13 protein-coding genes are annotated in these 16648 nt (G+C 61.3%); 5 read left to right on the top strand and 8 right to left on the bottom strand.

The features are described 5' to 3' along the window. Nucleotides 1-11 precede the first annotated feature (11 nt). From mmsB to chvE, 3 genes are all read right to left on the bottom strand, one after another. Nucleotides 12-1202, bottom strand: a complete 1191-nt coding sequence (gene mmsB / locus FHX76_RS13670; protein ID WP_167151488.1) for a multiple monosaccharide ABC transporter permease — start codon at nucleotides 1200-1202, stop codon at nucleotides 12-14. 5 nt (nucleotides 1203-1207) lie between these two features. Beyond that, nucleotides 1208-2740, bottom strand: coding sequence for a multiple monosaccharide ABC transporter ATP-binding protein (mmsA, locus tag FHX76_RS13665; protein ID WP_167151487.1), 1533 nt, complete (start codon nucleotides 2738-2740; stop codon nucleotides 1208-1210). Between the two features lie 133 nt (nucleotides 2741-2873). Next, nucleotides 2874-4010 carry a multiple monosaccharide ABC transporter substrate-binding protein gene (gene chvE / locus FHX76_RS13660; RefSeq protein WP_167151485.1) on the bottom strand — a complete coding sequence of 379 codons (1137 nt, stop codon included), beginning with the start codon at nucleotides 4008-4010 and terminating at the stop codon, nucleotides 2874-2876. Between the two features lie 455 nt (nucleotides 4011-4465). On the opposite strand from chvE, the gene xylA reads away from it, so the two are divergent. Both xylA and xylB read left to right on the top strand, forming a co-directional pair. Further along, nucleotides 4466-5659 (top strand): xylose isomerase, encoded by a 1194-nt coding sequence (xylA, locus tag FHX76_RS13655; protein ID WP_167151483.1) that lies wholly within the window; start codon nucleotides 4466-4468, stop codon nucleotides 5657-5659. Nucleotides 5660-5831: 172 nt separating this feature from the next. Beyond that, on the top strand, nucleotides 5832-7226 hold the full coding sequence (xylB, locus tag FHX76_RS13650) for a xylulokinase (RefSeq protein ID WP_167151481.1): 1395 nt from the start codon (nucleotides 5832-5834) through the stop codon (nucleotides 7224-7226). 91 nt (nucleotides 7227-7317) lie between these two features. On the opposite strand, the gene FHX76_RS13645 is transcribed toward xylB, so the two are convergent. The 5 genes from FHX76_RS13645 to FHX76_RS13625 all read right to left on the bottom strand — a co-directional run bounded on the left by FHX76_RS13645 (nucleotide 7318) and on the right by FHX76_RS13625 (nucleotide 13729). Next, on the bottom strand, nucleotides 7318-9006 hold the full coding sequence (locus FHX76_RS13645) for a dipeptide ABC transporter ATP-binding protein (RefSeq protein WP_167151479.1): 1689 nt from the start codon (nucleotides 9004-9006) through the stop codon (nucleotides 7318-7320). Then, a complete protein-coding gene (locus tag FHX76_RS13640; protein ID WP_167151477.1) occupies nucleotides 9003-9800 on the bottom strand; it encodes an ABC transporter permease in 798 nt (265 codons plus the stop codon). Before FHX76_RS13640 ends, FHX76_RS13645 begins: the two co-directional genes overlap by 4 nt. Further along, on the bottom strand, nucleotides 9797-10792 hold the full coding sequence (locus FHX76_RS13635; RefSeq protein ID WP_167151475.1) for an ABC transporter permease: 996 nt from the start codon (nucleotides 10790-10792) through the stop codon (nucleotides 9797-9799). The genes FHX76_RS13640 and FHX76_RS13635 overlap by 4 nt, the downstream gene beginning before the upstream one ends. A 48-nt stretch (nucleotides 10793-10840) precedes the next feature. Continuing rightward, nucleotides 10841-12430, bottom strand: coding sequence for an ABC transporter substrate-binding protein (locus tag FHX76_RS13630; RefSeq protein ID WP_167151473.1), 1590 nt, complete (start codon nucleotides 12428-12430; stop codon nucleotides 10841-10843). A 75-nt stretch (nucleotides 12431-12505) separates the two neighbouring features. Next, on the bottom strand, nucleotides 12506-13729 hold the full coding sequence (locus tag FHX76_RS13625) for a metal-dependent hydrolase family protein (RefSeq protein WP_167151471.1): 1224 nt from the start codon (nucleotides 13727-13729) through the stop codon (nucleotides 12506-12508). A 423-nt stretch (nucleotides 13730-14152) separates the two neighbouring features. Between FHX76_RS13625 and FHX76_RS13620 the strand changes: the two genes are divergently transcribed. The 3 genes from FHX76_RS13620 (at nucleotide 14153) to FHX76_RS13610 (ending at nucleotide 16642) form a co-directional block, all read left to right on the top strand. Further along, a complete protein-coding gene (locus tag FHX76_RS13620) occupies nucleotides 14153-14905 on the top strand; it encodes a GntR family transcriptional regulator (protein ID WP_167151469.1) in 753 nt (250 codons plus the stop codon). Nucleotides 14906-15095: 190 nt separating this feature from the next. Further along, complete coding sequence (locus tag FHX76_RS13615; RefSeq protein WP_167151467.1) at nucleotides 15096-15830, top strand: ABC transporter ATP-binding protein; 735 nt, start codon at nucleotides 15096-15098, stop codon at nucleotides 15828-15830. After that, nucleotides 15830-16642 (top strand): hypothetical protein, encoded by an 813-nt coding sequence (locus FHX76_RS13610; RefSeq protein ID WP_167151465.1) that lies wholly within the window; start codon nucleotides 15830-15832, stop codon nucleotides 16640-16642. The genes FHX76_RS13615 and FHX76_RS13610 overlap by 1 nt, the downstream gene beginning before the upstream one ends. Nucleotides 16643-16648: the final 6 nt, after the last annotated feature.

Raw genomic sequence — 16648 nt, 5'->3', positions numbered from 1 at the left:
ACGCGTATCTATTAGCGTCCGCCAGCCCGTCTCTTGTTGAAGATGTCAAACGCAACGGCGAGCAACAGGACGAGACCCTTGATTGCCATCTGCCACGCGGCATCCACTGACAAGATGGACAGTCCCATATTAAGCACTCCCATGACCAAACCACCAATGACGGCACCAACAACGGTTCCGACACCACCTTGTACGGCGGCACCACCGATGAACACGGCGGCAATGGCGTCAAGCTCATAGTTCTGACCTGCCGATGCTACGGCACCACCCGCACGAGCGGTCGAGACCACTCCGGCAAGGCCAGCAAGCACGCCCATGTTGACGAAGATGAAGAAGTCAACCCAGCGGGTCTTGACACCGCTCATGACGGCGGCGAAGCGGTTGCCACCCATTGCGTACACGTGACGACCAAAGATGGTGCGGTTCAGGATGAACGTGTACAGCAGGATGATGACGGCAAGGATGATGAGGATGAGGGGTGTTCCGCTGTAGCCGCTCAGCAGCCACGCAAACGCGAGGATCGCGACACCGGCAATACCGTTTTTAGTCCAGAAGGACGCAAGCGGCTCGCGGGGAAGGTCAAGCTTGTGCAGGGTTGCCCGCGTGCGAAGTTGCTGCACGATGAGCGCTCCGACGGCAAGCACGCCAAGGACCAGCGTGAGGGTGTCTCGTCCCCCTACCTCGCCGAGGTAGGCCGGAATCCAGCCGGCGCCGATGGCCGTGAACTCGCTTGGCAGGCCGCTGATGGTTCCTCCGGTAAGGAGGACGAGGGTGAGGCCTCTGAAGATGAGCATTCCCGCGAGCGTCACGATAAACGCCGGTATTCCGACAAAGGCGACCCAGAATCCCTGCCAGGCCCCGACGGCGGCACCAACGGCAATCGCGAGGATTACGGCTGCCCACCACGGGAGCCCCCACTGGTTCATACTGATCGCGGCGACGGCACCAACCATGGCAACAACCGACCCAACGGAAAGGTCAATGTGGCCGGCGATAATGACGATCACCATGCCGACGGCAAGAATGAGCACGTACGCGTTCTGCTGAATGAGGTTGTTTACGTTGCCGGGAAGCAACAGCCTGCCGTTGGTGAGCACCTGAAACAGGATGATGATGATCGCGAGCGCCGCGAGGATGCCGTACTGCCTCAGGTTGATCGACAGCTTTGGAATCTTGCGCTTTACAGGGGTTGTTGTACTCATCGGGCTCAGTCCTTTCCCGCGGTCATGTAGTGCATGAGTTGTTCTTGGGTTGCGTCTTCGCGGGCGACCTCTCCGGTGAGGCGCCCTTCAGAAATTGCGTAGATTCGGTCGGAGAGGCCAAGCAGCTCTGGCAGCTCCGAAGAGATCACAACAACGGCTTTGCCTTGGGCGGCAAGCTCGTTGATGATGCCGTAGATCTCGTATTTTGCGCCGACGTCGATACCTCGTGTCGGTTCGTCGAGGATGAGCACATCGGGACCGGTGAAAATCCACTTCGACAGCACAACCTTTTGCTGGTTACCGCCGGACAGTTTGCCGGTGATCGCCGCAACGCTTGGCGCCTTGATGTTCATCTTCTGGCGGTACGAGTCAGCAACCTTGTATTCGCGGTGCTTATCGATCACGCCGTTCTTCGCGAGCTTGGCGAGGGCCGCGGCCGAAATATTCACGGTGATATCGCCAATGAGGTTGAGGCCATATTTCTTGCGGTCCTCAGTCGCATAGGCAAAGCCGTTCTTGATTGCTTCGTCAACCGATCGCATCTGGATTTCGGTGCCGTTCTTAAACACTTTTCCCGAGATGTTGGTTCCGTAGGAGCGTCCAAACAGGCTCATCGCAAGCTCGGTGCGCCCTGCCCCCATCAGACCGGCGAAGCCAACGATCTCGCCGGCCTTCACCGAGAACGAGGCATCGTCGACCACCTTTCTGGTGGTGTCGACGGGGTGGTACACGGTCCAGTTCTCAACGCGCAGCACTTCTTCGCCGATTTTTGGGTCCCGCGGAGGAAAGAGGTTGTTGAGGTCGCGGCCAACCATTGAACGAATGATGCGGGCCTCTGTTGCATCCTCGCCAGCCATGTCGATCGTCTCGATCGTTTTTCCGTCACGAATAACCGTCACGGTGTTGGCGATGCGCTTAATCTCTTTGAGCTTATGCGAGATGATGATGCACGTGATGCCCTGCTCGCGCAAGTGATCGATGAGGCTCAGCAGGTGCGCGGAATCCTCATCGTTGAGGGCGGCGGTTGGCTCGTCAAGGATAAGCAGCTTCACCTGTTTGGAGAGCGCCTTTGCAATCTCAACCAGCTGCTGCTTACCAACACCAAGCTCGAGGATTTTCGTGGCCGGATTCTCAGCGAGGCCAACCCGCGCCAGCAAGAGCGCGGCTTCCCTGTTGGTCTTGTTCCAGTCGATGATGCCACGCTTGGCAATCTCGTTGCCCAAGAAAATGTTCTCTGCAATAGAGAGGTAGGGGCTCAGCGCGAGCTCCTGGTGAATGATCACGATGCCGTCGGCCTCGCTGTCATTGATGTTGCGGTACGAGACCGTCTTGCCTTCAAACTCGATGCTGCCGTCAAACGACCCAGCAGGGTAGACCCCGCTCAGCACCTTCATGAGTGTCGATTTTCCGGCACCGTTCTCGCCACAGATGGCGTGAACCTGCCCACGCATGACTTCGATCGATACGCCGTCGAGCGCTTTAACCCCGGAAAAATCCTTGCCGATGTCGTTCATCTTCAGGATGACTGATTGTTCCATGAGTGCCTCCTTCTCACCGTTGAGTTGGCAGCGTTTACGACTGCCGGTGGTTGTCGGAGGCGGCGTGGCGCGCCGCCCCCGACATCCGTTCGTTTTCCGCGCCCCGAGCGGGGGCGCTTCCGCTGGATACGGCTTAGAGGCCTACGTCAGATGCCTTGAGGAAGCCGGAGTCGATGAGCTTCGACTGCACGTCATCCTTCACAACAACCTCTGGGTCGAGCAGGTACGAAGGAACCGTCTTCTTACCGTTGTTGTAGGTTTCGGTGTCGTTGACCTCAACCTCGTCGCCGTTCACGATCTCCTGGATCATGGTGAAGACTCGGTCGCCAAGCGCGCGGGTGTCTTTCCACACGGTCATCGACTGCTCACCGTCGAGGATGGCCTTGACGTTTGCCTTGTCGGCGTCCTGTCCGGTGAGAACCGGGTAGGCGTCGCCAGGCGTGTAGCCGGCCGACTTGAGTGATGCGATGATTCCGATGGCGAGTGAATCGTTGGGCGAGAGCACAACGTTGACCTTTTCGCCGCCAGAGTAGAAGGACGAGAGGCGGTTATCCATCTCGGCCTGCGCCTTATCTGATGCCCAGCCCTGGATACCGATCGAGGCCCAGTCGTCGTCTGACTTCGGCGACTTGCCGCTTGGAACGACGAGCGTGCCCTTTTCTACGTAGGGAAGGAGGACATCCCACGCGCCGGAGAAGAAGAACTTGGCGTTGTTGTCGTCGGGGCTACCGGCAAATGGCTCAAGGTTGAGTGGCTCGGTTGCCGTCTTGAGGCTGAGCGCGTCTTCGATGAAGGCACCCTGCAGCTGCCCGACCTTGTAGTTGTCAAACGTTGCGTAGTAGTCGACATTTTCGGTGCCGTTGATGAGACGGTCGTATGCAATAACCGTGGCGTCCTGCTTCTTTGCCTCTTCGAGGACCGGCGCGAGGACCTCGCCGTCGATGGCGGCGATCACGAGGATCTTGGAGCCGCCGGCGACCTGGTTCTGGATCTGGCTGATCTGCTGGTCGGTCTTGTTGTCTGCGTACTGAAGGTCGACGGTGCAGCCTGCGTCCTGCAGCTGCTTCTGCAACTGCTCGCCGTCATTGATCCAGCGCTCGAGGCTGCGGGTTGGCATCGAGATGCCGACGTTGCAATCGGCGGATGCCTTGGTTTCACCGCCGGTTGATCCGCCGCTGTCGCCGGATGAACACGCGCTGAGGGTGAGTGCTGTGACCCCGATCGCCGCGAAGGTGAGAAGGGTGGTTTTTTTGGACAAGTGCTTAGACATTATTGGTGCTTTCCTCTCTGAATGCTGCCAGTCACGCCAAGGCGTTCGGGGCGACCCCCGTGCCTTTGTCAGGTAGAACCGTTGTCCGCTGGGCTCCCATCGTTGGGCGCTCAGCGGGTGTCAGCGATTACTTCCTTGTAACGGAACACCGTGTTGATGATTCCGGCCGACGAATCGACCTTTGTTGACGGAGAGAACATATCACAGCAAATGCGCGCTCGTCACTAGTAAATCGTGAGGAATATTCAATTCGTAACCAAAAAGTTGCCAAACTGCGCTGGCGAATATCGCGATAATGTGCGGAAATATGTACGCGGGCTCCGTTGCAACGGCCAATAAGTATCTTCCCGGTACTTATCCACCCTCACGGAATTGAATGGGCTAGAAATTTGGCGGCGCCTGTAATATGTTGAGAAGAACAACAAATCACCAACGATGCTGAAATGGAGACTTCTATGTCACTCACACCCACCCGCGCCGATAAGTTCTCATTTGGACTGTGGACAATCGGTTACAACGGCACCGACCCGTTCGGCGGCCCAACCCGCGCAGACCTCGACGTTGTTCACGGCGTCGAAAAGCTCAGCGAGCTTGGCGCCTACGGCCTCACCTTCCACGACAACGATCTCTACGCGTTCGGGGCAACAGACGCCGAGCGCCAAAAACAGATTGACCGCCTCAAGCAGGCAATGGCAGACACCGGCATCGTTGTGCCGATGGTCACCACCAACCTCTTCAGCGCCCCCGTCTTCAAAGACGGCGGCTTCACCTCAAACGACCGGTCGGTTCGTCGCTACGCCATTCGGAAGGTCCTTCGCAACATCGACCTCGCTGCAGAACTTGGCGCCGAAACGTTTGTCATGTGGGGAGGCCGCGAAGGGTCAGAATACGACGCCGCCAAAGACGTCCAGGCCGCGCTCGAGCGCTACCGCGAAGCCGTCAACCTGCTCGGCGACTATGTGACCGAAAAGGGCTACAACATCCGCTTCGCCATCGAGCCGAAACCAAACGAGCCCCGCGGCGACATCCTGCTGCCAACCCTTGGCCACGCCCTCGCCTTCATCGAGACCCTTGAGCGACCAGAACTTGTCGGCATCAACCCCGAGGTTGGCCACGAGCAGATGGCAGGCCTCAACTTCACCGCAGGCATCGCGCAGGCCCTCTACCAGGGCAAGCTGTTCCACATCGACCTCAACGGCCAGCGCGGTATCAAGTACGACCAGGACCTCGTCTTTGGCCACGGCGACCTGCAGAACGCATTCTCGCTCGTTGACCTGCTTGAGCACGGCGGACCAAACGGCGGCGCATCCTATGACGGCCCGAAGCACTTCGACTACAAGCCGTCACGCACCGAGGACGAGTCTGGCGTCTGGGATTCCGTGAGCGCCAACATGCGCATGTACCTGCTCCTGCGAGAGCGCGCGCAGGCCTTCCGTGCTGACCCAGAGGTGCAGCAGGCGCTCTCCGACGCACGCGTCGCCGAGCTCGCACAGCCGACCCTCAACGACGGCGAAACCTACACCGACCTGCTCGCAGACCGCAGCGCGTTTGAAGATTTCGAGCCAGACTCATACTTCAATGCAAAGGGCTTCGGCTTCGTTCGCCTGCAGCAGCTTGCGCTCGAACACCTCATGGGCGCACGCTCCTAGCTCCCAACCTGCATCTGTTTGCGACTTTTTGCGCAGAATACCCGATATTTCAGCAGAAAGTCGCAAACAGATTCCGGGTCCGGGCGGCGCTGGCCGAATAGAATAGAAGAACTCGTGCCAGCCCGCCTCCCTCGGCGTTCGCTGCGCATTCGCGGTGTGTGAAAGGAACGCAATGTCGCTTGTCGCCGGAATAGATTCGTCAACCCAAAGCTGCAAGGTTGTCATCGTTGATCAGGCGACTGGCAACGTGATCCGCACGGGACGCGCCTCGCATCCCGCGGGCACTGAGGTCGCCCCGTCAGCATGGTGGGATGCCCTCACAACGGCCATCGCCGACGCCGGCGGGTTCGACGACGTCGCCGCCGTCTCGGTAGCCGGCCAGCAGCACGGCATGGTTGCGCTCGATAGCGATGGCAATGTCATCCGCGACGCCCTGCTGTGGAACGACACCAGAAGCGCACAATCCGCCCTCGACCTCATCGCAGAGGTCGGCGCCGATGAATACGCCAGACGGGTCGGGGTTGTCCCCGTTGCATCCTTCACCGCAACCAAGCTTCGCTGGCTTCGGGATGCCGAGCCAGAAAACGCCGCCCGCGTTGCGGCCGTCGCCCTTCCGCACGACTGGCTCACGTGGCGCCTCCGAGGATTCGGCCCTGCAGGCGAATCGGAACGCGGCCCGGTGCTTAAAGAACTCACAACAGACCGCTCCGACGCCTCAGGCACCGCCTACTGGTCGGCCGCAACCAACGAGTACGACCGCGAGCTACTTGTGCTCGCGCTCGGCCACGATGCCGTGCTCCCTCGAGTGCTCGGCCCCGGCGAATCCGCTGGCGAGACACCAGCTGGCATCATCGTTGGCCCTGGGGCAGGCGATAACGCCGGTGCCGCGCTTGGGCTCGGAGCGGCGTCAGGCGACGTCATCGTCTCCATCGGAACCTCGGGAACCGTCTTCGCCGTCACCGAGTCACCCGCGCACGACCCGTCAGGCACGGTCGCTGGCTTTGCCGACGCATCAGGCCTGTTTCTGCCGCTTATCGCAACGCTCAATGCCGCCCGCATCCTCGACAGCATCTCCGCGCTGCTCGGTGTCAACCACAACGAGCTTGGCGAACTCGCGCTCACCACAGAGCCAGGCTCAGACGGGCTTGTACTGCAGCCCTACTTCGAGGGCGAGCGCACCCCGAACCTGCCCGACGCAACGGCAACCCTGTTTGGTATGACGCTCGGCTCGACTACGCGAAACAACCTCGCCCGCGCCGCGATCGAGGGGCTGCTGTGTGGCCTAGCCGAGGGCCTGGATGCCGTGCGCGCCCAGAACGTCGACGCCCACCGCATCATGATCGTTGGCGGCGCCGCGCAAAACCCTGCCGTGCAGCAAATCGCGGCCCAGGTCTTTGACGTGCCCGTCATCATCCCAACCCCTGGCGAATATGTCGCTGCAGGAGCGGCCGTACAGGCGGCATGGGCGCTCACGGGTACGCGCCCGTCGTGGCCTGTCTCGATCTCGGCGGAGCCAGCGGTGGACTTCCGCCCGGTCATCCGCGAGCAGTACGCGGCCAAGCGCTAACAGCCCGCCCACCCGCTCGTGGGGTGCGTTTTTGCTCGTGGGGTGCGGAATATCGCACCCCACGAGCGAGAATGCGCCCCACGAGCGACGGTTAGAGGCCTTGCGCCCGGCGGCCAGGGATCGCCTCAAGCAGTTCTTGCGTGTAGGCATGCTGCGGGTTGTTCAGCACCTCTGCGGCGGTTCCTGTTTCAAGGATGTGGCCAAAGCGCATGACCGCGATGTGGTCTGAGATCTGGCGGATGACACCGAGGTCGTGCGAAATAAACAGGTAGCTGAGACCAAACTCAACCTGCAGGTCAACGAGCAGCTGCAGGATCTGCTCCTGTACCGACACGTCGAGCGCCGAGACCGGCTCGTCAAGCACCACAAACTCTGGCCCAACGGCAAGCGCACGCGCAATTGCAACGCGCTGACGCTGACCGCCGGAGAGCTCGGTTGGGCGGCGCGAGAGCAACGTTGGGCTGAGCGCAACCTGCTCCATGAGCTCACGGGCAACTGCAGCGTGACGGGCTTTGTCGCCGATGCGGAAGGCTCGAAGCGGCTCCGCGATGATGCGCTCAATTGACATCTTTGGGTCGAGCGAACCAAATGGGTTCTGGTACACAACCTGCATCTGGCGGCGAAGCTGGCGAAGCGGCTCGCCCTTGAGCGTTGAGATGTCGTTGCCGTCAAACAGTACGGTGCCGGAATCTGGTGCTCCAATACGCGCTGCGATGCGGGCGGTTGTGGTTTTGCCGGAGCCCGATTCGCCAACGATTGAGAAAGTCGACCCTCGAGGAATGGCGATCGAGACGTCGTCAACCGCGCGAAGCACCTGCGATCCTCCACCCGAGCGGCGCAGGGTGAAGGTCTTCACAATATTGTGCAGTTCAAGGATGTTCTCAGAGGCAACGGCGTCACGTTCGCGATGCGAGAAGCGCGTCACCCGTTCGTCCGTGCGAAGGCTACCGTCAGCGTTATGAACGGCGGCGGAAGGAACAAGCCTTCCGCTTGCGAGGCCGGGCGCTGCCGCGACAAGCTTGCGCGTGTACTCGTGCTGCGGGTTGCCAAGCACCTCTGCGGTGGTTCCGCGCTCAACGATGTTGCCGCCGTTCATCACCACGATGAAATCGGCGCGGTCGGCCGCAACCGCGAGGTCGTGAGTGACAAGCACAACTGCTGTGCCGTGCCGCTGAACCAGCTCATCCATGCTGTCGAGGACGTGGCGCTGAACCGTCACGTCGAGGGCGGACGTTGGCTCGTCGGCGATCACAAGCTCTGGGCCACACGCCCAAGCGATGGCGATGAGCACACGCTGACGCATGCCGCCGGAAAGTTCGTGCGGGTACTGGGTGACCCTGGCATCCGGGTCTTGGATGCCGACCTCGTCAAGCAGGGTGATCGCCTGCGCGTTGGCGTCTGCACGGGAAAGCTTCTTGTGCAGGCGCAGCGATTCCGCTATTTGCTCGCCAACCCGCATGAGCGGATTCAGCGATTTGCTCGGGTCTTGCGGCACAAAGCCGATGTGGGCTCCGCGGATGCCGCGAAGCGCGCGCTCGGGGAGAGCAAGCAGGTTGTGTCCGTTGAAGCTCACAGAACCGCCATCAATGCGGCCCCCTTCCGCGAGCTTACGTATGAGCGCCTGCGAAGTTGTGCTCTTCCCCGAGCCCGACTCGCCAACGACGGCCACAATTTTACCGCGCGGTACATCAAAGCTGATGCCGTGCACGGCTGGGGTGCGGCCACCCTTGGTTTCATAGGAGATCGCGAGATCGCGAACCTCAAGAATGTTATCGGTCATGATTTGTCGCCAATCGTTCGAGCAACACGGTTTACCGACAGCACCACAACCAAAATCACGGCACCGGGAATCAGGCTGAGCCACGGGTTTGTCGCGAGGAAGTCGCGGCCGGCCGAAACCAGCGCACCCCACTCCGGCGCTGGCGGCGGGGCACCAAAACCAAGGAAGGTGAGGGCAGAGACCGAGAGGATGGCGGTGCCAAGTTCCAGCGCCGCCATAGCGATCACCGGTCGGGCCGCGTTGGGCAGCACGTGGCTGAACAAGATTGCGGGGCCGCGCGCCCCCAGGGTTCGCGCGGCCTCGACGTATTCTTCGTGCCGGATATGGAGCACCTGCGACCGCATGATGCGAGCAAAGCTTCCGGCGGCGCCAAGCCCAACACCGAGGGCAAGCGACCACGGGCCAAAGCCGAGGCTCGCAACCACGATGAGGGCGAGGAGGATTCCGGGGATGGCGATGAGCACATCCACAAAACGCATGATGACAAAGTCGAGCCGGCCGCCGACGAAGCCAGAGATCAGGCCAATAATCGCTCCGACGACCACGCCAACAACAACGGCGAGGGCAGCGGCCGACAACGACAGCGCGGTTCCGTAGATGACGCGCGAGTACACGTCTCGCCCGAGGTTATCCGTACCAAACAGGTGTTCCCAGCTCGGCGGCGCCAGCGGATTACTCGGCACCGATTGGTACGGGTCGTTCGTTGCGAGCAGCGACGGCCAGAAGGCCGCAACCAACACAACGGCGATAACGACCAGGCTGACGATGAATCCTGGTTTGCGAAGCTGCCTCATGCGCCAACCTCCTGAGCCTTGCGCGACGGTTTGGCCGCAGCGGGGCGGGTGCGTGGATCGATGACGCCGTAGGCGATGTCCACGAGCAGGTTGACGATGGCATAGGTTGCGCCAACAACAAGCACAACACCCTGGATCACGTTGATGTCACGCGCGAGCACCGCGTTGACCGTCATCCGCCCGATGCCGTCGCGCGAAAACACGGTCTCGACCACGGCGGTACCGCCGGCGAGATAACCGATCAGCAGGCCAAGGATTGTCACGGATGGGAGCAGCGCGTTCCGCAGCAGGTGCTTGATGAAGATCGAACGAGGAGGCACGCCTTTGGCCTCGGCGGTGAAGACGTAGGAACTGCTCATGGCGTCGAAGACCGCCGACGAGAAGACCTGGAAGAAGATGGCGCCAACGGGGAGCGCGAGCGTGATGGCCGGCAGGATTTGGCTGCCTGGCGAGCGGACACCGGATGAGGGCAGCCAGTCGAGGCCAAAGGAGAAAATCGTGATGAGCAGGATACCGCTCAGGAACGCCGGAATGGCAACGCCAAATGGCGGGATCTGCATGAGCAGGTTTCGCAACCATGGCCACGGTGCCGCGAACGCAAGGAACGTGATGATGACGGCGCCGATCACTCCGATCACGAGCGCAAGCGAAGCGATCTGGGCGCTGTGCGGGAGGGCCCGCGCGATCATGTCGGTGACGGACACTCCGGTAGAGATGGAGATGCCGAGGTCACCGCGGAACAGCGCGAGGAGGTGGCCAAAGTACTGCTCCCAGAGAGAGCCGTCGAGGCCATATTTCACCCGCTGCGCGTCAAGCACCGCGGGGTCAAGCACCGCCGAGTCGCCGCTCTTGCTCGCAAGGGCGGCGACGAGGGGGTCGCCGGGGAGGAAGTGGATGAGTACAAACGTGAGCGTGTACGTCGCCAGAATCACAAACAGAAACTGGCCAAGCTTTGGCAGCAGGTAAAAAACCCACACGTTGATACGAGCCATGGCCTGTTCCCCTTCCTCCCCGATCGAATGTTGTTATGAAACGCTGAGTTACTTGGCGTCTACCGCAACGTCGTACATGACGAGGCGTGACGACGAGTCAAACTCAAGGCCTTTTACATTAGCCGTTGAGGCGTGCACCTGGGCAACCTCAAGCAGCGGAACAAGGTAGGCGTGCTCGATGAGCGACGACTGGATGTCAGCGATGATGGCGTTGCGTGCCGTCTCGTCAGCCGTGCGGGCCTGCTCCTGCAGCATCGATTCGAGGGCCGCGTCATCCACGATGCCCCAGGCCGCGCTCGACTCAGGCGAGAACAGCACGCGGAGCACGTCAGGGTCGGTGCGGGTCAGCGACGCGCTCAGGAAGTCGTAGTCCTTCGACGCAACTACGCCGAAGAAGTCGCCAGCCGTCACGATGTTGAGCTTGAGGTCAACGCCGATCTTCTTGAGCTGGATCTGGGCGGCTTCGAGCACGTCCTGGCCGTAGAACGCGGTAACGCTGACACTGAGCTTCTGCCCGTCCTTCTCGCGGATGCCGTCAGAACCGAGGGTCCAGCCGGCGTCTTCGAGGGTCTTTGCCGCGGCATCCTCGTTGTACTTCATCTTGTCGGCCTGGCTGACGTAGCCTGGCGTCGCCGAGCTGAGCGCGCTTGAGGCGGGCTCCACGAGCGACGAGCCGGTGAGGTCGTTGATTTCGGTGCGGTCGGTTCCCTGGAGGATGGCCTTTCGCACGGCCTCGTCGGCAACGATGGGGCGCTCGGTGTTTGGGATGAGCGACGTTGGTACACCAGGGTTCGCGCGTGCGTAGATGGTGTAGTCGTCGGTCCCAAAGCGCTCTTCGTCAGCGGCGGGGAGGTCCTGGATGATGTCGAACTCACCCGACTGCAGCCCACCCGTGCGAACGCTGTTCTCAGGCGTGATCGCAAACGTGATGGTCTCAACGAGCGCCTCGCCCGTGTGGTTGCGGAGCTTCGAAGCCCAGTCGTAGCCCTCACGCTTGGCAAGCACTGCCGAGTCGTTTGGCACGTAGGAGTCGACCGTGAACGGTCCGGAACCAACAACCGTCTGGCAGCGGTCCTCAGCAGAAAGCTTGGTCGTGGCTTCGCCAACGAGTCCGAGCGTGATCGTGCTGCTGCCCTGCAAGAACTGCGCGTTTGGCTGCGAGAAGTTGACCGTAACGGTCGAGTCGTCAACAACCTCGGTGCTCTCGTATCCCGCGAGGTACTGCGAGGCCAGCGAGGCGTCGGCACCAAGCGCGTTGAGCGCGTCGAAGTTGGCTTTGACCACGTCGGCGGTGAGCTTGGTGTCGTCGCTGAACGTCACGTCGTCGCGGAGCGTGAACGTAAAGCTGGTGAGGTCGTCGTTGGTCTTCCAGGTCTCTGCGAGCCATGGAACCAGTTCGCCGGTCTCGGCATCCTGGTCGAGCAGCGAGTCAACAACCTGGCGACCGATGTTCAGCGCGGTTGTGATCGTGACCTGCTGAGGGTCGAGACATACCGGGTCATCCTTCACTGCGAAGACGACGTCGGTTTTGCCTTCGGCGTCGCCGCCGCTGGCACACGAGGTGAGAAGCCCTACAGAGGCAATAACGCTGACGGAGGTGACCCACCACGGCGTTGAGCGTTTCTTGATCGCGTTCATAGCTAACTTTCTTTCGGAGAACTGTGAGTGAGAACTACTTGGTGTAACTGCTGGTGAAACGACCCGGCCGAGCCCCTATGCGGGGAGCTCGCCCGAGATTACGGAGCCGCGGGACACAACGGCAACGATATTTTCGGTACGGAGATCGTCGATGTTCTCCCATGGGCGGCCCTTGATGACGATGAAGTCGGCCCCAAATCCTTCGGCAAGACGGCCAACCGTCGAGCCCATGCGAATCGCGTCTGCGGCGTCTGAGGTCGCCGAGACGAGCGCGCGTTCTGCCGACCACGAGAACATCTCCTTCATGAGACGCACCTCTTCCATTTGGTCGCCAAACTGCACAAAGACGCCGTTCGCGTCGGTTCCAAGCACAAAGCGGATGCCAGCCTTGCCTGCCTTGATGAAGCCAGCGTTGCGCTCGTTGACGATGTCGACAGCCTTTTCCTGCGCCTCGTCAGAGACGGGGATGCGGGCTTCGGCGATTGCGTCGTTGATCATGAGCGTTGGGGCAACCGAAATATTGCGCTCAAGCAGGCGCCCCCACTGGTCCTCGGTAATGCCAGTGCCGTGTTCGAGCGAGTCAACGCCAGCGTTCAGGGCGATTTCGTTGCCCTCGGTTGAGTGGCTGTGTGCGGCGACAAGCATGCCAAGTGCGTGCGCCTCTTCGACCGTCGTTGCGATCTCTTCTGGCGTCTGGTTGCGCCAGGCAACCTTGTCGCCCATTGAGAGCACGCCGCCGCTTGTGAAGATCTTGATGCCGTCGACGCCGGCACGGGCCCACTGGCGGACCAGCTTGCGGCACTCGTCAGGGCTGTCGGCAACCGGCCCGCGCTGCGGGTAGTGCGGAGGGATAAAGAGGTCGCCGTGGCCTGCCGTCATGCCGACTGCGCCGTTGACAAGGATGCGCGGCCCTGGCTGCACACCGGAGTCAACCGCACGCTTGACCGCAAGGTGGCGCTCGTCGCCCGACAGGTCACGAAGGGTGGTCACGCCGTGACGCGCTGCCTTCTGCGCGTTGTTGGCGATGTGGAATACCTGCTCCTCGTAGGGAGTGATGAGCGGCCATGACACCCAGTCGACCGTTCCGGGGCCCGCGTAGGCGCCAAGGTGAACGTGGGTATCGATGAGGCCTGGGATGACGCTGTACTCGCTGTGCTCTGAAGACTCACCCGTTGCCTCCAGCGCCTCGATACGGTCGCCCTGCCACACGAGGCTCCGGATGCCGGCGTCAGCCTGACCGTCCCAGACGGTCATTGCGGCGAGGCGATTCGGCGTTGCCGTTGGGCGCGATTGCGTCATTCGTAGTGCCTTTCGAGGGCTTGGGTTGGTGGGTTGGCACGTGAGCGGTCGCGCCATTCGCTGATAACCTGGCTAGGTTCTTGCGTGCGTCCGTGAGAGTGTTTTGGGTCGGCGGCATTTGTCATAAATGGTTACCGAAACACTTACGAACACTAGCAAGAGTATGTACAACTTGTTTACAAGTTACCAAATCGTGAAAAAACTCGGGTTATATACAGGGCGATCTCCCGGTCGTTCATAGGAAAATCACAGTCCTTTCCCGGGCTCAAAACTGCGTCACACGCAAGGAAGCGACCGGTGCCCCTCATGGCAGAACGCGCGCAAACGCCGGCTCCGTCCCCAGCTCCCCTCGACGATCAAAAACGCAACCTGGCGCCCAGCATAAGTCCAGCATCCACGAGCCCAAAAAGCGGCGGAAAACCGGTGGTTGTCAGCACCCTCAGCGAAGAAGAACGGGTGCTCAGCGGCGTGCTGCGGTACGTGCGCGAGGCCGCGGACGCAGACGCATCCCTCCCCGGAGAACTCAAACTCAGCGAGTGGCTCGATTGCACGCGCCTCCAGGTGCGCGTTGCCCTCGGCCAGCTTCAACGCGAAGGAATCGTCAAGCGCCGTCAGGGCGCCCCAACAACGGTTGACCCCATCGCCCTCAAACTCAGCTCACGCTTCGAACAGCGCATGGAATACGGCGAGATCCTGTCGCGGATGGGATACACGGCATCCCTCGAAATCCTGTCGACCGAGATCGTCGACCTGCCGTCGGACGTCGAGCCGCTGCTCAGCCCCCTCGCGCAACAGAAGGCCATCCGCATCATGCTGCGCTGGTTTGCGGATGACCGGCCCGCGATGGTGGCCGAATACATCCTCGCCCTGCCAGAAGGCGCCAGCCTCGACCCGCACCAGATCACGCCAACCGACTCCGTCTTTGTCTCGGCCCATAAGCTCTGGGGCGAGGCCGTGGCCTGGGAAGTCGTGACCGCAGGCGTGAGCACCCTCGACCAGTCGTGGGCAGAGCTGCTTGATCTGCCCGTCAACTCGGCGTCAAAGACGTGGGAGGTCGTCGGGGTCACACTCAGCGGCGAGCGCGTATTCCACTCCTACGAGCATCACCACCCCAACCTCGTGATGTACTCGTTTGTGCGCACGATCCGCGCGCCATGGGGCGGGCCCCTGCACTAGGCCCAGGATCGGGCTGACCCAAATGTGTCTATTCTTCACGTTTTAGGCACATTTGAGTCAGGTCGAATTGTGGCGGCTTGAAACGTGGGCGGACGTGGGAGGGCGAGGACGCCGCACTAGCCAAATGGACAGGGCGCAGACTGGTCGCTCGGCCGGGGTGCGCAGACGTGTTTCAGCCAAAACTAGAAGCATGAACACAAACACCACACCAGCCATCCAAGCCGCTGGCCTCAGAAAAACGTTTGGAGACTTCGCGGCGGTTGAGGACGTCAGCTTCCTGGTACCAAACGGCCGCGTTGTTGGCCTCCTCGGACCGAACGGCGCCGGCAAGACAACGACGATGCGGATGCTGCTCGGGCTCGCCGCCCCAACCTCCGGATCTGCCCTCATCAACGGGAAGCCCTACCGCGAGCTCGAACACCCGACAAAACACATTGGTGCGGTGCTCGACGCCGGAGGGCTACACCCGTCACGCACGGGAAGGCAGCACCTGCGCATCGCCGCAGCGATGGCTGGCCTCGATGCACAGCGAGTGATCGATGTCCTCAACGAGACGGGCATCATGGCCGCCGCCGACCGAAAAATCCGCGGCTACTCACTCGGTATGAAGCAGAGACTGGCGCTCGCAACTGCCCTACTCGGTGAGCCATCCGTACTCATCCTCGACGAGCCTGCCAACGGGCTTGACCCAGCAGGCATCCGCTGGCTCCGAAACAAACTGCGCGCCTTTGCAGACGACGGCGGGGCCGTGCTGGTTTCGTCGCACCTGCTCTCGGAAATTGAGCTCGTTGCAGACGACGCGGTCGTTATCGCTCACGGGCGAGTGGCCGCTGCCGGCGCACTCGCAACCCTCACCGCCACGCACGGCGGCGACCTCGAATCGTTCTATCTCGACCTCACAGCAACCACCATGGAGGTGCGCTAATGTTCCGCGCTGAACTGCTCAAACTTACAACGCTCCAATCGACCAAGATCGCCGCGCTGGTAGGCGTCATCGGACTCGCTCTGACACAACTCCTGATGTTCTGGCTCGTCCCAATGATCACGAAGACAATCGATGTTCCCGCCGAGGTCCAGCTTCCATCGGTAGATACCGGAAGCTTCGACTTTCAATACTCGGCGCTCAATCTCATTGGCGGGGGAAGCGGATCAGGATCGGTTGGGATCGCCCTCGTCGCGATTCTCTCGCTCGGGGTGCTCGCCGCAACAGGGGACTACCGATGGGGCGGGATGGCATCTGCCGCTCTGGCCAACCCGAAACGCAGCAACATCCTCCTCAGCAAGGTGGGAGCAACTGCCGCCGTCGTTGCACTCCTCGGCGCAGCCTACGCGCTCGTCTGCATCGCAGTCCTCGTCTTTTCGACAGTGACGGGATCAGTTGAACTTATCCTGTCTGCCGGCACCATCCTGTCGACGGTTGTTCGCGGGATTTGTGGGCTTGTGCTGCTCTCACTCTGCGCCCTCGCCGTTGGCATCCTGGTACGTAGCCAACTCGCCGGCTTTCTACTTGTCATCGGGTTCATCACGGTTGAGCCTCTGATCCAAGGCGTGCTCGCACTTACGGGCGCCTCGGCCTCGTGGTCACAGTTCCTGCCCCTTGCGCTTGCCCAGGCCGCGGCAGGGGACCCATCCGCTGCACAGGGTGTCCACCCACTGATCGGGATGAGCGTGCTCGTTGCCGTCACCCTCGCGCTTCTCGGTATTGCAGCCCTTCGCCTGAATAAGCGCGATCTCTAAGGTGAG

It is taken from the genome of Lysinibacter cavernae (assembly GCF_011758565.1).
Taxonomy (GTDB): Bacteria; Actinomycetota; Actinomycetes; order Actinomycetales; family Microbacteriaceae; genus Lysinibacter; species Lysinibacter cavernae.
This window is presented reverse-complemented; position numbering and strand designations above follow the sequence as displayed.